Consider the following 16,923-nt stretch of genomic DNA (forward strand, 5'->3'; position numbering starts at 1 on the left):
ATTTTATTTCATTTATCGCATTTTTGATATTTATTATTACATCTAGAATGCTTTTAAAGAGCAAGTAGACTGGAATTGAGGTGATTTCTAAAATATTCTATTTTACATAATATAAATTATAGTTCAAATAGAATAACGCTAAAATAGCGCTTATTCGTTTATTTTGTTTAAAACCAGATCTTTTGGTACAATGTCATCGCCGCCACGTTTTATGAAATGAAGTTTCCCTTCTTGTTCTAAAAGTATTCCAGCTGCAGAAACTCCATTTTTTCCTTTTATTGTAATCTGTGCGCGTTCGCCCATAGTATAGACATGTCCGGTAACTTCTAAAATTCCGGAATTGAGTTCAGGTTTACTGCTCGTAATTTCTATGATTCCAAATATCTTGTAGTTTGACTGCGCTACGTTTATTGTAAAAATATATTCTTTACTGCAATTTTCACAATTCTCGTTGCTCCAGGTTCCTTTAAATCTGTTGGTTTGGGAATATGCCTGAAATGAAATAATAAATAGTAATAAAATAATTTTTTGCATTAAAATGATTTTTAGAATCAGATTCAAATATAAAATAAAAAAGCATCACGATTGCGATGCTTTATATTTCCTTTAAATGAAAATTAATTTAATTTTTTCAAATAAACGGATTTTCCGTTAAGCGAAACTTCAATTTCATTTGTTTTATCAGAAAACGTTGTTCGAAGAGCATTTCCTTTAAAAAGCTGAACATCACCGAAAACTTTTCCTGTTTCATCAGAAATATATTCGAATAACAATTTTTTATTGCCTGGTTCGATACCAATCTTATAGCTTGAAAATTTTGTTCCTTTTAAATCAAATTGTTGTTGGGAGTCAATAATTTTTCCATCAGCGTAAAAATTGGTAATTGTTTTGTTTAACGTAATGTCGGGATAATACTGATTTACTTTTGTAAGCAATGCGTATTGTTCTACATTTGCATCTTCTTGTTTTGAAGTTATGGTTTGAGCAAATGAAATTGTTGTAAAAATAAGCGCTAATAGTAAAGTGAATTTTTTCATAATTTAAATTTTTAGAATTATTGTTTCAAAACATTTTTGAAAACTTATATAATAACCATTTTTTGCATAAAAACAATTATTATATCTAACAAGGTAGTTAAAATTTACCTTTATATGAAATTAAAAGCAATTATTTAAGAAAATGACAACAAAAAAATATATTCAACTCATACTTATTTTAGGTTCTTTAACAGCTCTTGGCCCTTTTTCGATCGACATGTATCTACCAGGTTTTTCTGGTATAGCAAAGGATCTGCATACTACTGTTGCTAAAGTTTCGATGAGTTTATCAAGTTATTTTATTGGAATTTCTGCCGGACAATTGCTTTACGGGCCATTATTAGATCGTTTCGGACGAAAAAAACCTTTGTTTGTTGGTTTGCTTGTTTATATTTTAGCTTCGTTAGGCTGTGTTTATGTTGCTGATATTGATACTTTTATTGGTTTACGATTTATTCAGGCTATTGGAAGCTGTGCTGCAACAGTTGCTTCTGTCGCGATGGTTCGCGATTTATTTCCTGTAAAGGATATTCCAAAAGTATTTTCTTTATTAATGCTTGTTCTTGGGCTTTCGCCAATGTTAGCGCCAACAATTGGCGGTTATGTAACAGAAGATTTCGGTTGGCACATTGTATTTCTTATATTAATGTGCATGGGAATCGCGATTTTAATTGCTTCACAAATTGGATTACCAAATTCTTATAAACCGGATACTTCAATTTCACTAAAGCCAAAACCAATTATTTCGAATTTTATGAAAGTGCTAAAAGAGCCTCAGTTTTACACATATGCGTTTACAGGTTCAATAGCTTTTTCCGGTTTATTTACCTATGTAGCGGCCTCTCCTATAGTTTTTATGGATATTTATAATGTTGATGCTAAAACATATGGATGGATTTTTGCCTTTATGTCGGTAAGCTTTATAGGATCCAGCCAGTTAAATTCTATTTTATTGAAGAGATTTTCTAGTGAACAAATGATTTTAGCTGCTTTGATTTCGCAATCTGTAATCAGTATTGTTTTCTTGATTCTTTCAGTAAATAATCTTTTAGGGTTATATGAAACGATTGCAATGTTGTTCTTATTTTTAGGATGTTTGGGAATCTCAAACCCAAATACGGCCGGACTGACCATGGCTCCTTTTGCTAAAAATGCAGGAAGTGCTTCTGCTTTGATGGGTGCAATTCAATTAGGTTTGGGAGCTTTAGCCTCTTTTGCTGTTGGAGTTTTTGTTAAAGATTCTGTTGCTCCAATGGTTCTTATTATGACCGTAACTACTTTAATTGCGCTTGTTATTTTAAACATTGGAAAACGTTTTATCAAAGAAAAAGTTGAAGTTTCTGCAAAGTAATAAATCTCAATATTTTAAATTTCAAATGGAATGTAACATATTGTTAAATATAAAAAGCCAAAATCTATGGAGAGATTTTGGCTTTTTTTATATGGATTGGAATTTTAATCTATTCGCTTTGTTGTCTTTTTTCAGGTCTAATAATCATTCTGAGTGATTGATCTCTAGCAAAATACGCTACCATCCAGTTCCAAAAAGTGTTCAGTCTGTTTCTGTAAGTTATTAAAGAAATCAAATGGATAAATAACCAGATAATCCAGGCGAAAAATCCTTTAAAATGCCATTTCGGACTTGGTAAATCTACTACAGCTTTGTTTTTTCCTATAATTGCCATAGAGCCTTTGTCATTGTATGCGAATGGTTTTAAAGGTTTATTTTGAACCATTGCTTTAAAGTTTTTGGCTAAATTTAAACCTTGCTGAATGGCGACCTGCGCAACCTGCGGATGTCCATCAGGAAAATTTTTATCTCCGGCTAAAATAGCGGTATCTCCAATGGCATAAACATTTTGAAGTCCATTTACCTTACTATATTGGTCCGTTGCCATACGTTTACCACGTCCGTAACTTTCTTTCGGAATTCCTTCAAAAAGTTTAGCAGAAACTCCGGCAGCCCAAATTAGATTTTTGGTTTTGATGGTTTCGCCATTTTCAAAAAATACAGTATCGTCAACATAATCTGTAACACGCGTATGTAGCTTCACTACAACGCCCAATTTTGTAAGTGCTTCAAGTGTATCTTTTTGAGAAGCTTCACTCATAGGAGAGAGTAGTGCGTCTCCCCCATCGACCAAATAAACATTACTGGCAGAAGTTTCTAATTCCGGATATTCTTTTAATAAAATGTTTTTACGCATTTCAGCAAACATTCCGGAAACTTCTACTCCGGTTGGTCCTCCTCCGGCAACAACAATCGTTAATAATTTACGGCGTTTACGAATATCTTTGCAGATTGCAGCTTTTTCAAGATTTTTAAGCAATGCGTTACGCATTTCGATGGCATCATTTAGAGTTTTCATCGGAATGGCATTTTTCATTACATTTTCCATTCCAAAATAGCTTGTTTCAGCTCCTGTAGCAAAAACCAAATGATCGTATGTTAATTCGCCATTGCTGAGAACTATTTTATTTTCTTCAGGAACTACAGATAACAATTCTCCTAAACGAAATTGCAGGTTTTTTTTACCCGCAAAAAACTTCCTGAAAGGATAACTAATGCTTGAAGGTTCCAAAAATGCCGTCGCAACCTGATATATAAGTGGTGGGAAAAAGTTATAATTGTTTTTGTCTACAAGTGTTACTTGTATTTGTGGATGGTTTACAAGCTCTTTTGCCAGATTAATTCCTGCAAAACCACCTCCTATAATAACTATGTTCATATATGTGGTATATTTATTAAGTATGTTTTTTAAAAAAAGTACTTTATAAATATACGACATAAATTGAGAAAGTCACTAGCTCAAAATATTACTTTTTGATTTTTTTAACAGGCTTTTCTGTTACTTCAACTTTGTTTTGTAAAACGTAATTCGCCATCAATTTTTCTATTAATTCATCTTTGGTAAGATGATGAAAAACGGTTTTTACTTTTGTCTTTAAATCAGCTGAAATATCGTGATTTGGCTTTGTTTTGAAGATTTGTTTTGCCCATAAAAGCGTATTATTTTCTTCTAAACTAACAACTGAAGGTTTTTGGAATTTAGTGAATTTAATTCCTAGTTCTTTTTCAAATTCCGGAATTTCATTTACTTCTTCCTCTTGTAAAACAGTTAATGAAAGTCCCTTTGCTCCTGCTCTGGCAGTTCTTCCACTACGGTGAACATAAGTTTCGTAAGTATCCGGCAAATGATAATTTACTACATAAGAAATTTCTTTTACGTCAATTCCTCTTGCAGCTAAATCTGTAGCAACTAAAATATTGATATGCCCTTCACGGAATTGCTCCATAATTCTGTCACGAATTCCTTGCGATAAACTTCCATGAAGTGCTCCTGATGAAAAACGATTTATTGCCAGGTTTTTGGCCAATTTATTCACTGCAGCTTTAGTTTTACAGAAAATGATTCCACGTTCTCCTTCTTTTGAATTTAAAAAATGCATTAAAACATCTAATTTCTCAATAGGATCAACTACAATATATTCATGATCAATTCCTTGGTTACCAACAGTTTCCATATTGGCACTAACCTGAACTACATTTTTGTTTAAGTAATTCTGAATCAATTGCTTGATTGTTCCCGGTAAAGTTGCAGAAAACAATAAAGTGCGGTGTTTTTTAGGAAGTTCAGCAACAATTTCATCTAAACTTTCTTTTAGAATAGAAACCATTTCATCGGCTTCATCTAAAACTAAATATTCAGTTTGTTTTAAATCAATTGCTTTACGCTGAATCAAATCGATTAAACGTCCTGGTGTAGCAACAACAATGTGTGTAGGTTGGGTAAGACGTTCAATTTGTGGTTTTATTGGGATTCCACCACAAGTTGAAGCTATTGAGATATTTGGAATATGTTTTCCAAAATCTTCTAAATTTCTAAAAATTTGTTGTCCAAGTTCTCTTGTTGGTACTAAAATTATTGCCTGAACAGTTGTTATTTCAGTATTAATTAACTGCAATAAAGGCAATCCAAAAGCAGCAGTTTTTCCTGTTCCTGTTTTGGCTAAACCAACAACATCATGACTTTCAGCTAAAAGTAACGGAATTGTTTTTTGTTGAATTTCTGTTGGTTCAACAATGTTCAATTCGCTTAACGCTTTTAAAATTGGTGCTGAAACTCCTAATGCTGAGAATTGTTTAGACATAACTTGTATTTTAGAGTTCTGATCTTAGATTTTAGATTTCTGCCACAGATTACTCAGATTAAAATGATTTTATAGAATCTTCGATTCTTTTTGTCATTTCGACGAAGGAGAAATCACATAATCCTTAGCACACAATACTATGCTTTGTAATATGATTTCTCCTTCTTCAAAATGATATTCTTTTGAAACTTCTAACTTTTTACAGTTAACATTTAACTTAAAAAAATCAATCCGGTTCGTTCATGATTTTTTCACGGTATTTTTTTCCGATCAATAAAGTCATATTCTTTTTATAATCATCAACAAGCCATTCGCGGTAGTTTTTACTGCATTGACTCAAACATTTTGCATAACGTTTGATGCGGCATTCAATATCGTCATCAAGTTCTTTTCCTAATGATTTTGCTTCTTGCAATGTTTCAGTATTATCAACACACATAGAAGCATGTTGTTCTAATGATTTGTCTAATACTACTTTAGAACGTAAATTTTGTTTGATGATTAATTTGTGTTCTTCATCAACATCAAAAGTAACATCGGCAGTTTTACTGAATTTTGCACGTAATTCCGGAGGCATACTGTATTTGAAATACAATTCGATTTCAGTATCATCACGTAGATTTTCCAAATAAAATTCAGGTGATTTAAAGATATGTTGCCAGTTTACCGGCTCGCTCCATAAACCAAAACGTGCAGCATTATTACCTAAATCGATAACGGTAAACTCATCTTTACCAGGTAGTTTACGAGATCCACGACCAATCATTTGGTAATATAAAGTTAAAGATTTTGTTGCTCTGTTTAAGATAATAGTTTCAACAGTTGGTTCATCAAAACCAGTAGTTAAAATTCCAACTGATGTTAAAATCGCATCCGGAGTCTTTTTGAACCATTGCAAAATATCTTTACGTTCCTCAGAACTACTTGTATTATCAAGGTGTCTGATGTCGTAACCTGCTTCTCTAAACGTTTCGTATACATATAATGATGTATGAATACCGTTATTGAAAATCAAAGTCTTTTTACCCAAAGAACGTTCAGTATAAGCATGCAAAAGTTTTTCCTGCATGATTGTATTCGTGTATAAATCATCAGATGATTTTACAGTATAATCTCCGTTGATACCAACTTTTAATGAAGTCAAACCAACATCATAGCTGTAAGTTGTAGCACGTGCCAGGAATCCTTTGTCAATCAATGAACTAATTGTGTCTCCCACAATAAGCTCATCATAACTCTGGTGCATTGGTAATTTTATATTAGAACTCAAAGGCGTTGCTGTTACTCCAAGAATAAAAGCATTTTTGAATGAGTTTAATAATTTTCTAAATGAATTGTAATGTGCCTCATCAATAATGACCAAACCAATGTTATCAAGATGCAGTTTCTCATCATTGATACGGTTTTTTAAAGTTTCAACCATTGCCACAAAACAAGAATAATCGTTTTGATCAGGCAATTCTTTTACTTTACTATTGATTATTTTGTTGCTAACGCCAAAACCTTTAAGCATTTTTGAAGTTTGCTTACAAAGTTCGATACGGTGCGTTAAAACAACCACTTTTTTATCATTATTAGCTAAATAACGACGAACGATTTCAGAAAAAATTACAGTTTTTCCTCCACCTGTAGGTAATTGGTACAATAGATGATGTTGAGCTGGAGCATTATCTAAACGTTCAAAAATGGCGTCAATATCGCCTTTTTGGTATGCATAAAGTTCTTTTTTCTCTTCTCTTTCTATTTCTAAAGTGTTTTGAGACATTGTTTATTTTTGGATTTTTGCAAAAATACACCTAAAAAACAGTTATTCATCTTATTTTAACCTAAAATAAATGTTTTTTTTAAATAAGATTTTTTATGAGAATGTTATTTAAATATCAATTTTTTCTAAAACTGCCTCAAAATCATACTTGTTTTTCCATTTTTGTTGAACAGTTTGGTGCTGAATTTCTAAAATTCGGGGTTTAAAGTCAAACAAAATTCCATTAGAAATGATATAATTAACAGCTTGGTCAAAAGAATTAAACATGCTTTTGTAAAATAATTCCTGCTTTACAAAATTTCCTGAAGAAAACGTTTGCGCAATTTCGATATTGTACAACATCAAATCGGCAACAATAAATGGATCAACTCCTAACAAAATAAAATGCTTGATCATTTTCTGAGCAACAGACCTACGCATTTTTGCTTTTGGACGCCATTTTGCATTAGGCTTTTTTATTGGAAAGTATTCATGAGAGATCTTCGTTTTACTTTCCTGCAAGAGTTTGTCTTCTTTTGGGTTGAAAACAAAATCATAAAAGGTTTTTACAGGAATAAATTTCTCGTATAATTCGATAATTTGTTCTTCGAGTTGTTCCTTATTTAATTCGGCTAAATATTTTTTTAAATCGCGCTTACTCATTATCAAAGTTTAAGAATACAAAAATAAATTAGTTTCCGGATTCATATCGCAAAAACCAATCCTAATACTTAATTTTGCTTGTATAATTTCAAAAAATAGATACATGCTCAAGATTTTCAAAGTTACTGCAATTTTAGAAGGAATCTCCTATTTAGTTTTATTCGCAAACATGCTTATCATTAAAAACAACAATCCGGAACTTTACCATACTATTTTACGTCCGTTAGGAATGACGCATGGTGTGTTGTTTATTGGATATATTATATTGGCATTTTTATTAAGAAAATCTCAAAACTGGGATTTAAAAACTTTTGGAATTATTTTGATAGCTTCTCTTGTTCCCTTTGGAACTTTCTATATTGAGAAAAAATATTTAGAAAATAATGCATAAGCTTTTGGATAAAATATTTAACTTTTTATATCCGCTTTTTAGAGATTGGGGAATGAGTCGCAACTTTGCGTCTTATGTCAGCCTTATCTTTAATATCGCCATTATGGTGGCTTTGGCTTATGCTATTTATTATGTTGCAAAATTTGTTTTAGTAACGCTTACAGCTGTTTTTGCGCAAAAAACCAAAACAAAGTTTGATGATTATCTAATTCACAATAAAACCACAAAATACACGGCCTATTTAATTCCGTTTTTCTTTATTTATAAGGCTGTTCCAATCATTTTGGACCGTTATGAATATTGGGAAACCCTTTTTGGAAAAATAGTAGGCATTTATATCGTTTTGATCAGTTTATGGATTATCAGAACAATTTTTAATGCTTTACGCGATTATTTAAAACAAAAACCGGAATACAGCGACAAACCGATCGATAGTTTCGTTCAGGTTATTATGATTGTGCTTTGGATTTTTGGAGTTGCGATGATTATTTCGACTTTATTTGGAATCAAAAAAGGCGAATTGCTTACTATTTTAGGAACACTTTCGGCCATTATTATCTTGATTTTCAGAGATACAATTTTAGGATTTGTTTCGAGTGTTCAGGTGGCAATTAACGATATGGTTCGTATTGGCGACTGGATTACCATGGATAAATTTGGTGCCGATGGAGATGTTATTGAAATCAATTTAACAACTGTAAAAGTTCGAAATTTTGATAACACGATTACAACAATTCCGACCTACTCTTTAAGTTCAGACTCTTTTCAGAATTGGCGCGGTATGCAAAAATCTACAGGAAGACGAATTAAAAGACATGTTTTAATCAAAAGCAGCAGTATTCGCTTTCTGACGAATGAAGATTTGAATCAGATGAAAAAAGTACAGCTTATTTCATCTTATATCGTTACCAGACAAGCTGAAATTGAAAAATATAATGCAATGCATGGTGTCGATAAAACCTTGTCTTTGAATGGAAGAAACATGACTAATTTAGGTTTGTTCCGAAAATATATCATGCAATATTTAGTGGCGCATCCTGGTTTAAATAAAGATATGCATATTATGTGTCGCCAGCTTCAATCTACCGAACATGGAGTTCCGTTAGAGATTTATGCTTTTTCAAGTGATAAACGCTGGGCGAATTACGAATATATCATGGCCGATATTTTTGATCATATAATGGCTTCTGTTGAATATTTTGATCTAGAAATATTCGAATTGCCTTCAAAGATAGGTCGATTGGATTAACTTTTTGCTTTGAACATAGCTTAACCGCAAAGTTCGCAAAGGTTTACGCTACGAACGCAAAGTTGTTCTTTGCTAACCTTGCGAAAAACCTTTGCGAACTTTGCGGTTAAATACATTGCTTTGAAACTACTTTTCTATCTTTTCAAAAACAAATTCTGCATTATTGTATTCTATAGGAACATCAGGAAGAAACAAAGGAAGATTAAAATAAGTTCCAATTACGCCTTTTCCGAGAATCAGTTTGTTATTTTTTTTTAATAAAGCTATCGGAATTCTTTTCCAGCTTCCTCCATTAGAGATAAAATGAAAATCACCTCTAAGTGTGTCGCCTTTCAAATCTCCTCTTACATCGCCTGAATCTTTGCCGATTTTATGATATGATATTTCATAACGGCCGTAAAATCTTTTATCGTTTAGTTTGATGTCTAAAATCGCGGTGTCTTTGCCATTCACGGCACGATAAAAAACACGATTGTATTTATCCTTATTTTCTTTAGAATTACAAGAGATTAAAAAGGAAAATAGAATAAAAACAGTTATTAAATTTTTAAACATCCTTGTTTTTTTATGGCTTAGTTAAAATGAACTTTTATCACTTATGTGACCGATAAAAAATTACAAACGGTCTTTTACAAACTCTATTTGAGTTTTTCCGTGGGCTTTTGGTTTTCCTTCTTCATCCAGATTTACCATTGTAGTGTGATCGATGGTGATAATGATTTCACGTGTCATCATGTTTCTTACGGCACATTTTAAAACAAGCGATGTATTTCCGAATTTAACGACATCAATTCCAATTTCTACAATATCACCTTGTCGGGCAGAGCTTTTAAAATTGATTTCTGACATGTATTTGGTAACCACTTTAGGATTTTGAAGCTGTACAATAGAGTACAAAGCTAATTCTTCATCAATCCACGCTAATAATTTTCCGCCAAATAAAGTTCCGTTCGGATTTAAATCTTCGGGCTTAACCCACTTTCTGGTATGAAATCGCATAATTTTAATTTATAGGAGTAAAAATAGATTTTTTGTATTGGAATTTTTTCTAAATTTAAAGAAAAAACATGGCAGATAGAGACACTTTTTTAAGAGAATTCAGAGGCGAAACTTTAGGAACTGTAAGTGCTCAATCTTCGGTAGATGAGTTGTTTCAAAATCAGACGATTAGGCCTATTTTAAAACTACAAAATGATTTGTTTATTGCGGTTTTTATCAACTACGTAAATAAAAACAAAGCCGATTTTTATTCCTATACGGTCGAAAAGAAGCTTCAAACCATAGAAAATTCCATTCAAAAAGATATTAAGTTCAGAAATTCTTTAAAAGGAATTGTAATGGCACTTTTTACGATTGAAGAATATGAAACTTATATTCAAAATTCTTCAAGCTTAAATAAAAGAATGATGAATTTGTTGATTGACCGATTGAAAAGTCAGGTGCAATTGTTTGAATTGGAATCGAATTCGAATTAGATTTATATTTATATTGTTTAAATAATATCGATGTTAAGAATGGAGAACAACTTTACGAAGGTAATGTCTAATAAAACAGACGAAGAATTAATTAAGATTGTGACAGTAAATCGTACCAAATATCAAGCATTGGCTATTGATGCTGCAGAGAAAGAAATTGATTTAAGAAAAATTGATGCATCTAAATTTGAAACGTTAACTACTAAAGTTCAAATCGAAGACCAAATCATCAAAAAAGTTGAAAACAATACAGTTGGAGCAGGAATTCGATTTGTAAATTTTGCAATTGATTTTATTGTAATTTTTATTCTTTATTTTATAATTGTCCCTGTCATTGAAACGTTTTTGCCATTGATAAATCAAACTGAACGAGCTATCTACAGAATTGGTTCCCTAGTATTTTTTGTTTCTCTTTATTATATCCCTCTTGAGCATGGACTTCAAAAGACTTTGGGGAAAATTATAACTAAAACTAAGGTTGTAACTTTAGAAGGTAATAAGCCTGAACTAATGGATATTGTAAGTAGAACATTTTGCAGATTTATTCCCTTTGATCGATTTTCATTTTTCTATTCTCGAAATGGCTTTCATGATGCAATTTCCAGAACTAAAGTAATAAAAGATAATGTTTGATCAATTCCGAAATAAATTCCCTCTCACCGATTCAAAATGGAATGAATACACGAGCTATTTCAAACGTCTCGAAGTTCCTGCCAAAACAATTCTTTTAGAAGAAGCAGAAATTTCAAAAAGGCTTTTTATAATCGAAAAAGGCTGTATTCGGGTTTGGTTTAATAATAACGGAAAAGATTTAACAACTCAGTTTTTCTTCGAGAATCAAAGCGTTGCTTCTATTGAAAGTTTCATGAAAAAGATACCAAGTCCGGTTGTTATTGAAACCATTGAAACTTCTGTTTTATGGTGGATTCAAAAAAGTGATTTGGATAAAATTTTAGAAGAAATCAAAGAAATTCCAGAATTAAGAGATCGTTTTATCAACATGCTTTTTGAGCGCACATTTGATTATATGAAACATTTTGTTTCCTTTATAAAAGACTCTCCTGCTCAGCGTTATCTTAATTTAATTGAAGAAAGACCTCAGGTGCTGCAGCGTGTACCACAACATTATATTGCTTCTTATCTCGGCGTAAGTACCGTTCATTTAAGCCGAATAAAAAGTCAGTTGCTTCACAAAAAATAATTCTGATTTCATTTGATAACAAATGTTATCGTCGGCAGAAAAATGACGTTCTAACTTTGCCTCATAAAATTAAATAATTATGAAAGCAGCAGTAGTTTATACAAAAGGCGAATCGCCAAAATATGCAGAATTTGCAGAACCAATTCCACAAAATGAAAATGAAATTTTACTTTCTGTCAAAGCCGTAGCTATTACGAATTTAGATAAAGGAAAAGCCAGCGGTAAACATTATTCTTCAGATAATCAAAGTGAAAACGGATTTGTTGTTAGCAGTGATGCAGTAGGTTTATTGGAAAACGGAACGAGAGTTTATGCTCGCGGAATTACCGGCACAATGGCAGAGAAAACGCTCATAGATAAGAATATTTTGGTGCCGTTACCGGAAGGAATTAGCAATACAATAGCTGCGGCAATGCCGAATGCAGTTGCAGGTTCTGCTATGGCACTTAAATTTAGGGCGGGAATAAAACCGGGAGAAACTGTTTTGATAAACGGAGGAGCCGGTTTTACAGGTCAAATGGCCATTCAGATTGCGAAATATTACGGAGCAAAAAGAATAATTGTTACCGCAAGAAACGAAAAAACATTCCAGAATCTTTTAGAATTAGGTGCTGACGAAGTTATTTTGCTTAAAGAAAATGATGAAACCATTATCAAAAAACTTCAGGAAATTCATTTAAACACGCCTATCGATATTATCCTGGATTATTTGTGGGGACATTCTGCAGAATTAATTTTTTTGGCTTTAAAAGGAAAAGGTTCTTTTACCCATAAAGTGCGCTATGTAAATATTGGAAGCATGGCTGGAGATTCCATTCAGTTATCAGCGGGAATTTTGAGAAGCGTTGATCTTCAATTATCAGGCTCTGGTTTAGGAAGCTGGTCTAAAGAAGAAGTCAAATTATTGTTTTCAGAAATACTTCCGGAAATGTTTCTTTTGGCCGCTCAAAACAAAATTAAAGTAAATATCGAAGAGATTAATTTAATTGATATTGAACAAATGTGGAATGCCGAGGTTCCAGATGGAAAACGTTTAGTTGTAAAAATCTAACAAAAGAAAAAAGGTTTGATAAGATAATAATCTCGTCAAACCTTTTTCTTTAAATATTTTAGAAATAGTTACTCTTTAGATAACATTAATTCTTTGATGTATTTTACCGGAGCGCTTCCAAAACTCAGGAATTTTTCGTGAAATTGTTTCAAATTGAATTTGTCACCTTCCTTTTTCTTAAGTTCTTCTCTCAAGTTGTAAATCTCTGTATATCCTGTAAAATAGGAACATAATTGCACTTGAGATAAAGTTACACGTTTCCACTTCCCTTCTGCCTCAGCTTGTTGCTGAAAAGCTTCTCTGGTTAGTAAAATCATGGCCTCTTCTTTAGACATGTCTTTCGTGTGAACGCTAATGTCTAAAATAGTATTGCAAGTTGTTCTTAAATTCCATTTATAATACATTAACCACATTTCATCAGAGTTTTTGTAACCACTCTCCAACATCATTTTTTCAGCATAAACTGCCCAGCCTTCAACCATTGCTCCATTTCCTAAAATAGATTTTATAATACTTGGCGATTGATTACTGTAAACCAATTGTGTGTAATGCCCGGGAACCGCTTCGTGAATGTTTAAAATTTGAAGAATGTAGTCGTTGTATTCACGCAGATAACTTTCAGCATTTTCAGCTGTCCAGCCCGACATACTTCCAACATTATAATACGTATTTGCATTCTTGTCATAAGGCCCTGCAGCAGAAATTGAAGCACCTGCAACACCGGCCATATAAGCCGGTTCTTTGCGCACCACTAAAGGTTTTGACGGATCTATGTATAATAAATCTTTGGCTTTTACATAAGCAGTTAATTCCGGGATTTGTTTTTCAATTTCCGATTGAAATTTCTCCGGAGTAGTATGCTGCAATGAAATTTTATCAATAACTTGTTTGATTAAGTCCAGTTTGTCAGCTGGTTTTGGAGCATTTCCTTTGTATTTTGCCCAAAGTTTATCTGCAATTACAAACATTTTGTCGTGTAGATCGTTTTTATGATCAACGGCAATTTTATAAATCTCGTCAGCAGTATAACTGGATTGAATATCAAAATTGAATTTTTTGGCATATAAATCAGCTCCTAATCTAAAAGAACGAGGCGTTTTATTTGGTAATTTTTGAAGCCAGTCAGCATAATCTTTAATAGCTTTTATCGAAACTTTTGCTTTGTCCTGAATTTCTTTTTTTTCAGCAGCACTCAATTTGCTTTGTTTTAAAACTGCATTTAAATCGGCTTCAAAAACAGAAGATCCTCCAATGTTTTGAGCAATGGCAAGATCAGTATGTTCAATTGTTGGGTTTTTAATATTCTTTTTGGCAGCTTCATAATAAGCCGGAATGTTATTCATTTTGATATTAAAAGCATGGAGACGAACTTCTAAGGAATCGTATTTTCCGTTTAAAATTTCCGCGAAAGCGCCACAAACATTATATTCTGCAGGATTCCATTCTGTTGATTTTAATTCTTTAATACTGAAAATAGTCGCTTCTAACTGATTTTTTATCATTTGAAAATCAGTCTTATTATTGTCAGACAAACTTTCAATATCATATTGCTTTAGCGAATCCAATTGAGCATTAGCAAAATCAAGTTGTGCTTTCGTTTCCTTTGAATCCGGAACTACAAGAACACTATCTAATTTATGATAACCAACTCCAGAAGCCCAACCCGGATTGATTTCCCACAAATGGGTAACGAATCTGTCCTTGTACTTATCAAATTTTTGGTCTAAAGCTTTATCTGTATTGGTTTTAGTGCTTTTATTACAGGAAAATAGTAATGAAATGGCAAAAAATGAAACAAACAGTTTTTTCATAAGTTAAGTTTTTTATGCTTTAAAGATAGAAAAAATGTTCATTCTGCAAAGCAATCTACTTTTTGCATTTAATATTTCAGTAATTCGAATAACACCTCTTCAAAACGATTTTTCGGTAAGAACTGATCTTCCAATGCTTTTGTAAATGGAATTGGCGAATCTAAACTGGCCACTCTTTTTACCGGAGCATCGAGATATTCAAAACATTCTTCCATAATTAAAGCTGAAATATCGCTTGCAATTCCGCCAAACATAGTGTCTTCCTGATAAATAATTACTTTTCCTGTCTTTTTAACCGATGCAAAAATAGTTTCGGTATCTAAAGGCTGAAGTGTTCTTAAATCGATTAAATCAGCATCGATTTCAGGATTTTTGGCTAAAGTGTCTAATGCCCAGTGAACCGGAGCGCCAAAAGCAATAATTGTGACCGTATTTCCTTCTTTTAAAACTGCTGCCTTTCCAAGTGGAATGGTATAATAATCTGTTGGAACATCCTGATAAACGCTTCTGTACAATTGTTTGTGTTCGAAAAATAAAACCGGATTTGGATCATTTATCGAAGTGTTTAATAAACCTTTTGCATCATAAGGAAATGCGGGATAGACTACTTTTAAACCTGGCGTTTTAGTAAACCAGGCCTCATTAGTCTGAGAATGAAAAGGTCCCGCCTGAGTTCCGCCACCACAAGGCATTCGAACTACGACATCGGCATTTTCGCCCCAGCGGTAATGCGATTTTGCTAATAAATTCACAATCGGATTAAATCCTGTTGAAACAAAATCGGCAAATTGCATTTCTACAATCGCTTTGTAACCATTAATGGATAATCCCATTCCTGTTGAAACCACAGCGCTTTCGCAAATTGGCGTATTACGAACTCTGTCTTTTCCAAAAAACTCAACAAAACCATCTGTAATTTTAAAAGCGCCACCATATTCTGCAATATCCTGACCCATAATAATCAGATTTTTATGAGCCTCCATCGATTGTTCCAAACTGTTTCTGACAGCATCTATAAACCGAATATTTTTTGTTTCTGATGAAGGACTAACTTCTTCATAAATAAAAGGTTTGTAAACATCATCTAATTCTCCACTATAAGTTGGAATAATTTCAGGTTCAGCATTTGCAAGGGCTAAATTTTCATCAATTTCCTGCTTAATTTCAGCATGTAATTGCTCGTCAAATTCAGTGGTTAAAACACCAATTTTAGTTAAAAAATCGCGATAATTCGTCACCGGATCTTTTACTGCCCATTCGTCCATCAATTCCTGTGGAACGTATTTGGTACCGCTCGCCTCTTCGTGCCCGCGCATTCTAAAAGTTTTAAACTCCAATAAAACCGGATGCGGATCATTTTGCATTTGTTCTTTTAATTCTGAAAGCTTGTTGTAAACTTCCAATATATTATTTCCGTCTATAATATGACTTTCAATGCCGTAACCAACGCCTTTGTCAGCAAGGTTTTCACATAAATATTGTTCATTTGTAGGCGTCGAAAGACCGTAACCATTGTTTTCGATAATAAACATTACCGGCAATTTCCAAACAGCAGCAATATTCAGTGCTTCATGAAAATCACCTTCACTGGTTGCGCCTTCACCTGTAAAAACAGCCGTAATCTTTTTATTATTCTGAAGTTTATCGGCTAATGCAATTCCATCAGCAATTCCTAATTGCGGACCCAAATGCGATATCATTCCGATGATTTTATATTCCTGTGTTCCAAAATGAAAACTGCGGTCTCTTCCTTTTGTAAAACCGTTTGCTTTTCCTTGCCATTGAGAGAATAATCGGTGCAAAGGAATATCCCTTGTGGTAAAAACACCCAGATTTCGGTGCATTGGCAATACATATTCGGATTCATCCAAAACAGACGTCACTCCTACTGCAATAGCTTCCTGGCCTATTCCTGAAAACCATTTTGATACTTTTCCCTGACGAATCAGGATTAACATCTTTTCTTCGATCAAACGAGGTTTGAGGATTCTTTTATATAATTCAAGTAATTTATCATCAGTAAGGTTTTGTCTGTAAAAGATCATAGGGTTGTTCATTTTTTTAGCGTTTCAAATATAGAAAAATATAACAATTTTATTCATTTTTGTTATATATTTTTAATTTTATTATAACTTTTAAAATTCCATTC

Annotated in this window: 17 protein-coding genes; 7 read left to right on the plus strand and 10 right to left on the minus strand. The window is 32.7% G+C overall.

What is annotated here, in order from left to right:
- Positions 1-150 precede the first annotated feature (150 nt).
- Both AC1RRN_RS09990 and AC1RRN_RS09995 read right to left on the minus strand, forming a co-directional pair.
- On the minus strand, positions 151-534 hold the full coding sequence (locus AC1RRN_RS09990) for a hypothetical protein (RefSeq protein ID WP_492967158.1): 384 nt from the start codon (positions 532-534) through the stop codon (positions 151-153).
- Positions 535-617: 83 nt separating this feature from the next.
- Positions 618-1,037 carry a hypothetical protein gene (locus AC1RRN_RS09995; protein ID WP_492967159.1) on the minus strand — a complete coding sequence of 140 codons (420 nt, stop codon included), beginning with the start codon at positions 1,035-1,037 and terminating at the stop codon, positions 618-620.
- A 142-nt stretch (positions 1,038-1,179) separates the two neighbouring features.
- Here AC1RRN_RS09995 and AC1RRN_RS10000 point away from each other — a divergent pair, with 142 nt between their 5' ends.
- Positions 1,180-2,388, plus strand: a complete 1,209-nt coding sequence (locus AC1RRN_RS10000; RefSeq protein ID WP_492967160.1) for a multidrug effflux MFS transporter — start codon at positions 1,180-1,182, stop codon at positions 2,386-2,388.
- Between the two features lie 109 nt (positions 2,389-2,497).
- Here AC1RRN_RS10000 and AC1RRN_RS10005 read toward each other — a convergent pair whose 3' ends face one another.
- From AC1RRN_RS10005 to AC1RRN_RS10020, 4 genes are all read right to left on the minus strand, one after another.
- A complete protein-coding gene (locus AC1RRN_RS10005) occupies positions 2,498-3,766 on the minus strand; it encodes an NAD(P)/FAD-dependent oxidoreductase (RefSeq protein ID WP_492967161.1) in 1,269 nt (422 codons plus the stop codon).
- 88 nt (positions 3,767-3,854) lie between these two features.
- Positions 3,855-5,189 carry a DEAD/DEAH box helicase gene (locus AC1RRN_RS10010; RefSeq protein ID WP_492967162.1) on the minus strand — a complete coding sequence of 445 codons (1,335 nt, stop codon included), beginning with the start codon at positions 5,187-5,189 and terminating at the stop codon, positions 3,855-3,857.
- A 226-nt stretch (positions 5,190-5,415) separates the two neighbouring features.
- Positions 5,416-6,954, minus strand: coding sequence for a DEAD/DEAH box helicase (locus tag AC1RRN_RS10015; protein ID WP_492967163.1), 1,539 nt, complete (start codon positions 6,952-6,954; stop codon positions 5,416-5,418).
- Positions 6,955-7,062: 108 nt separating this feature from the next.
- Positions 7,063-7,596 (minus strand): DUF6155 family protein, encoded by a 534-nt coding sequence (locus AC1RRN_RS10020; protein WP_492967164.1) that lies wholly within the window; start codon positions 7,594-7,596, stop codon positions 7,063-7,065.
- A 103-nt stretch (positions 7,597-7,699) separates the two neighbouring features.
- Between AC1RRN_RS10020 and AC1RRN_RS10025 the strand changes: the two genes are divergently transcribed.
- On the plus strand, positions 7,700-7,987 hold the full coding sequence (locus tag AC1RRN_RS10025) for a DUF3817 domain-containing protein (protein WP_492967165.1): 288 nt from the start codon (positions 7,700-7,702) through the stop codon (positions 7,985-7,987).
- On the plus strand, positions 7,980-9,236 hold the full coding sequence (locus AC1RRN_RS10030) for a mechanosensitive ion channel family protein (protein WP_492967166.1): 1,257 nt from the start codon (positions 7,980-7,982) through the stop codon (positions 9,234-9,236). Before AC1RRN_RS10025 ends, AC1RRN_RS10030 begins: the two co-directional genes overlap by 8 nt.
- Positions 9,237-9,362: 126 nt before the next feature.
- On the opposite strand, the gene AC1RRN_RS10035 is transcribed toward AC1RRN_RS10030, so the two are convergent.
- Together AC1RRN_RS10035 and AC1RRN_RS10040 are read right to left on the minus strand one after the other, a co-directional pair.
- Entirely contained in the window at positions 9,363-9,791 is a 429-nt protein-coding gene (locus AC1RRN_RS10035; protein ID WP_492967167.1) for a hypothetical protein, read from the minus strand.
- Positions 9,792-9,851: 60 nt separating this feature from the next.
- Positions 9,852-10,235: an acyl-CoA thioesterase gene (locus AC1RRN_RS10040; RefSeq protein WP_492967168.1), complete on the minus strand. Its 384-nt coding sequence runs from the start codon at positions 10,233-10,235 to the stop codon at positions 9,852-9,854.
- Positions 10,236-10,303: 68 nt separating this feature from the next.
- Between AC1RRN_RS10040 and AC1RRN_RS10045 the strand changes: the two genes are divergently transcribed.
- The 4 genes from AC1RRN_RS10045 to AC1RRN_RS10060 all read left to right on the plus strand — a co-directional run bounded on the left by AC1RRN_RS10045 (position 10,304) and on the right by AC1RRN_RS10060 (position 12,963).
- On the plus strand, positions 10,304-10,711 hold the full coding sequence (locus AC1RRN_RS10045) for a glyoxalase (RefSeq protein WP_492967169.1): 408 nt from the start codon (positions 10,304-10,306) through the stop codon (positions 10,709-10,711).
- A gap of 63 nt (positions 10,712-10,774) precedes the next feature.
- A complete protein-coding gene (locus AC1RRN_RS10050; RefSeq protein WP_492967170.1) occupies positions 10,775-11,344 on the plus strand; it encodes an RDD family protein in 570 nt (189 codons plus the stop codon).
- Positions 11,337-11,912: a Crp/Fnr family transcriptional regulator gene (locus tag AC1RRN_RS10055; protein WP_492967171.1), complete on the plus strand. Its 576-nt coding sequence runs from the start codon at positions 11,337-11,339 to the stop codon at positions 11,910-11,912. Before AC1RRN_RS10050 ends, AC1RRN_RS10055 begins: the two co-directional genes overlap by 8 nt.
- 79 nt (positions 11,913-11,991) lie before the next feature.
- Positions 11,992-12,963: a quinone oxidoreductase family protein gene (locus tag AC1RRN_RS10060; RefSeq protein ID WP_492967172.1), complete on the plus strand. Its 972-nt coding sequence runs from the start codon at positions 11,992-11,994 to the stop codon at positions 12,961-12,963.
- Between the two features lie 68 nt (positions 12,964-13,031).
- Here AC1RRN_RS10060 and AC1RRN_RS10065 read toward each other — a convergent pair whose 3' ends face one another.
- Positions 13,032-14,774: a DUF885 domain-containing protein gene (locus AC1RRN_RS10065; RefSeq protein WP_492967173.1), complete on the minus strand. Its 1,743-nt coding sequence runs from the start codon at positions 14,772-14,774 to the stop codon at positions 13,032-13,034.
- 68 nt (positions 14,775-14,842) lie between these two features.
- A complete protein-coding gene (locus AC1RRN_RS10070; protein ID WP_492967300.1) occupies positions 14,843-16,819 on the minus strand; it encodes an alpha-ketoacid dehydrogenase subunit alpha/beta in 1,977 nt (658 codons plus the stop codon).
- Positions 16,820-16,923 lie beyond the last annotated feature (104 nt).

The organism is Flavobacterium sp. GW821-FHT11G01, assembly GCF_058808175.1.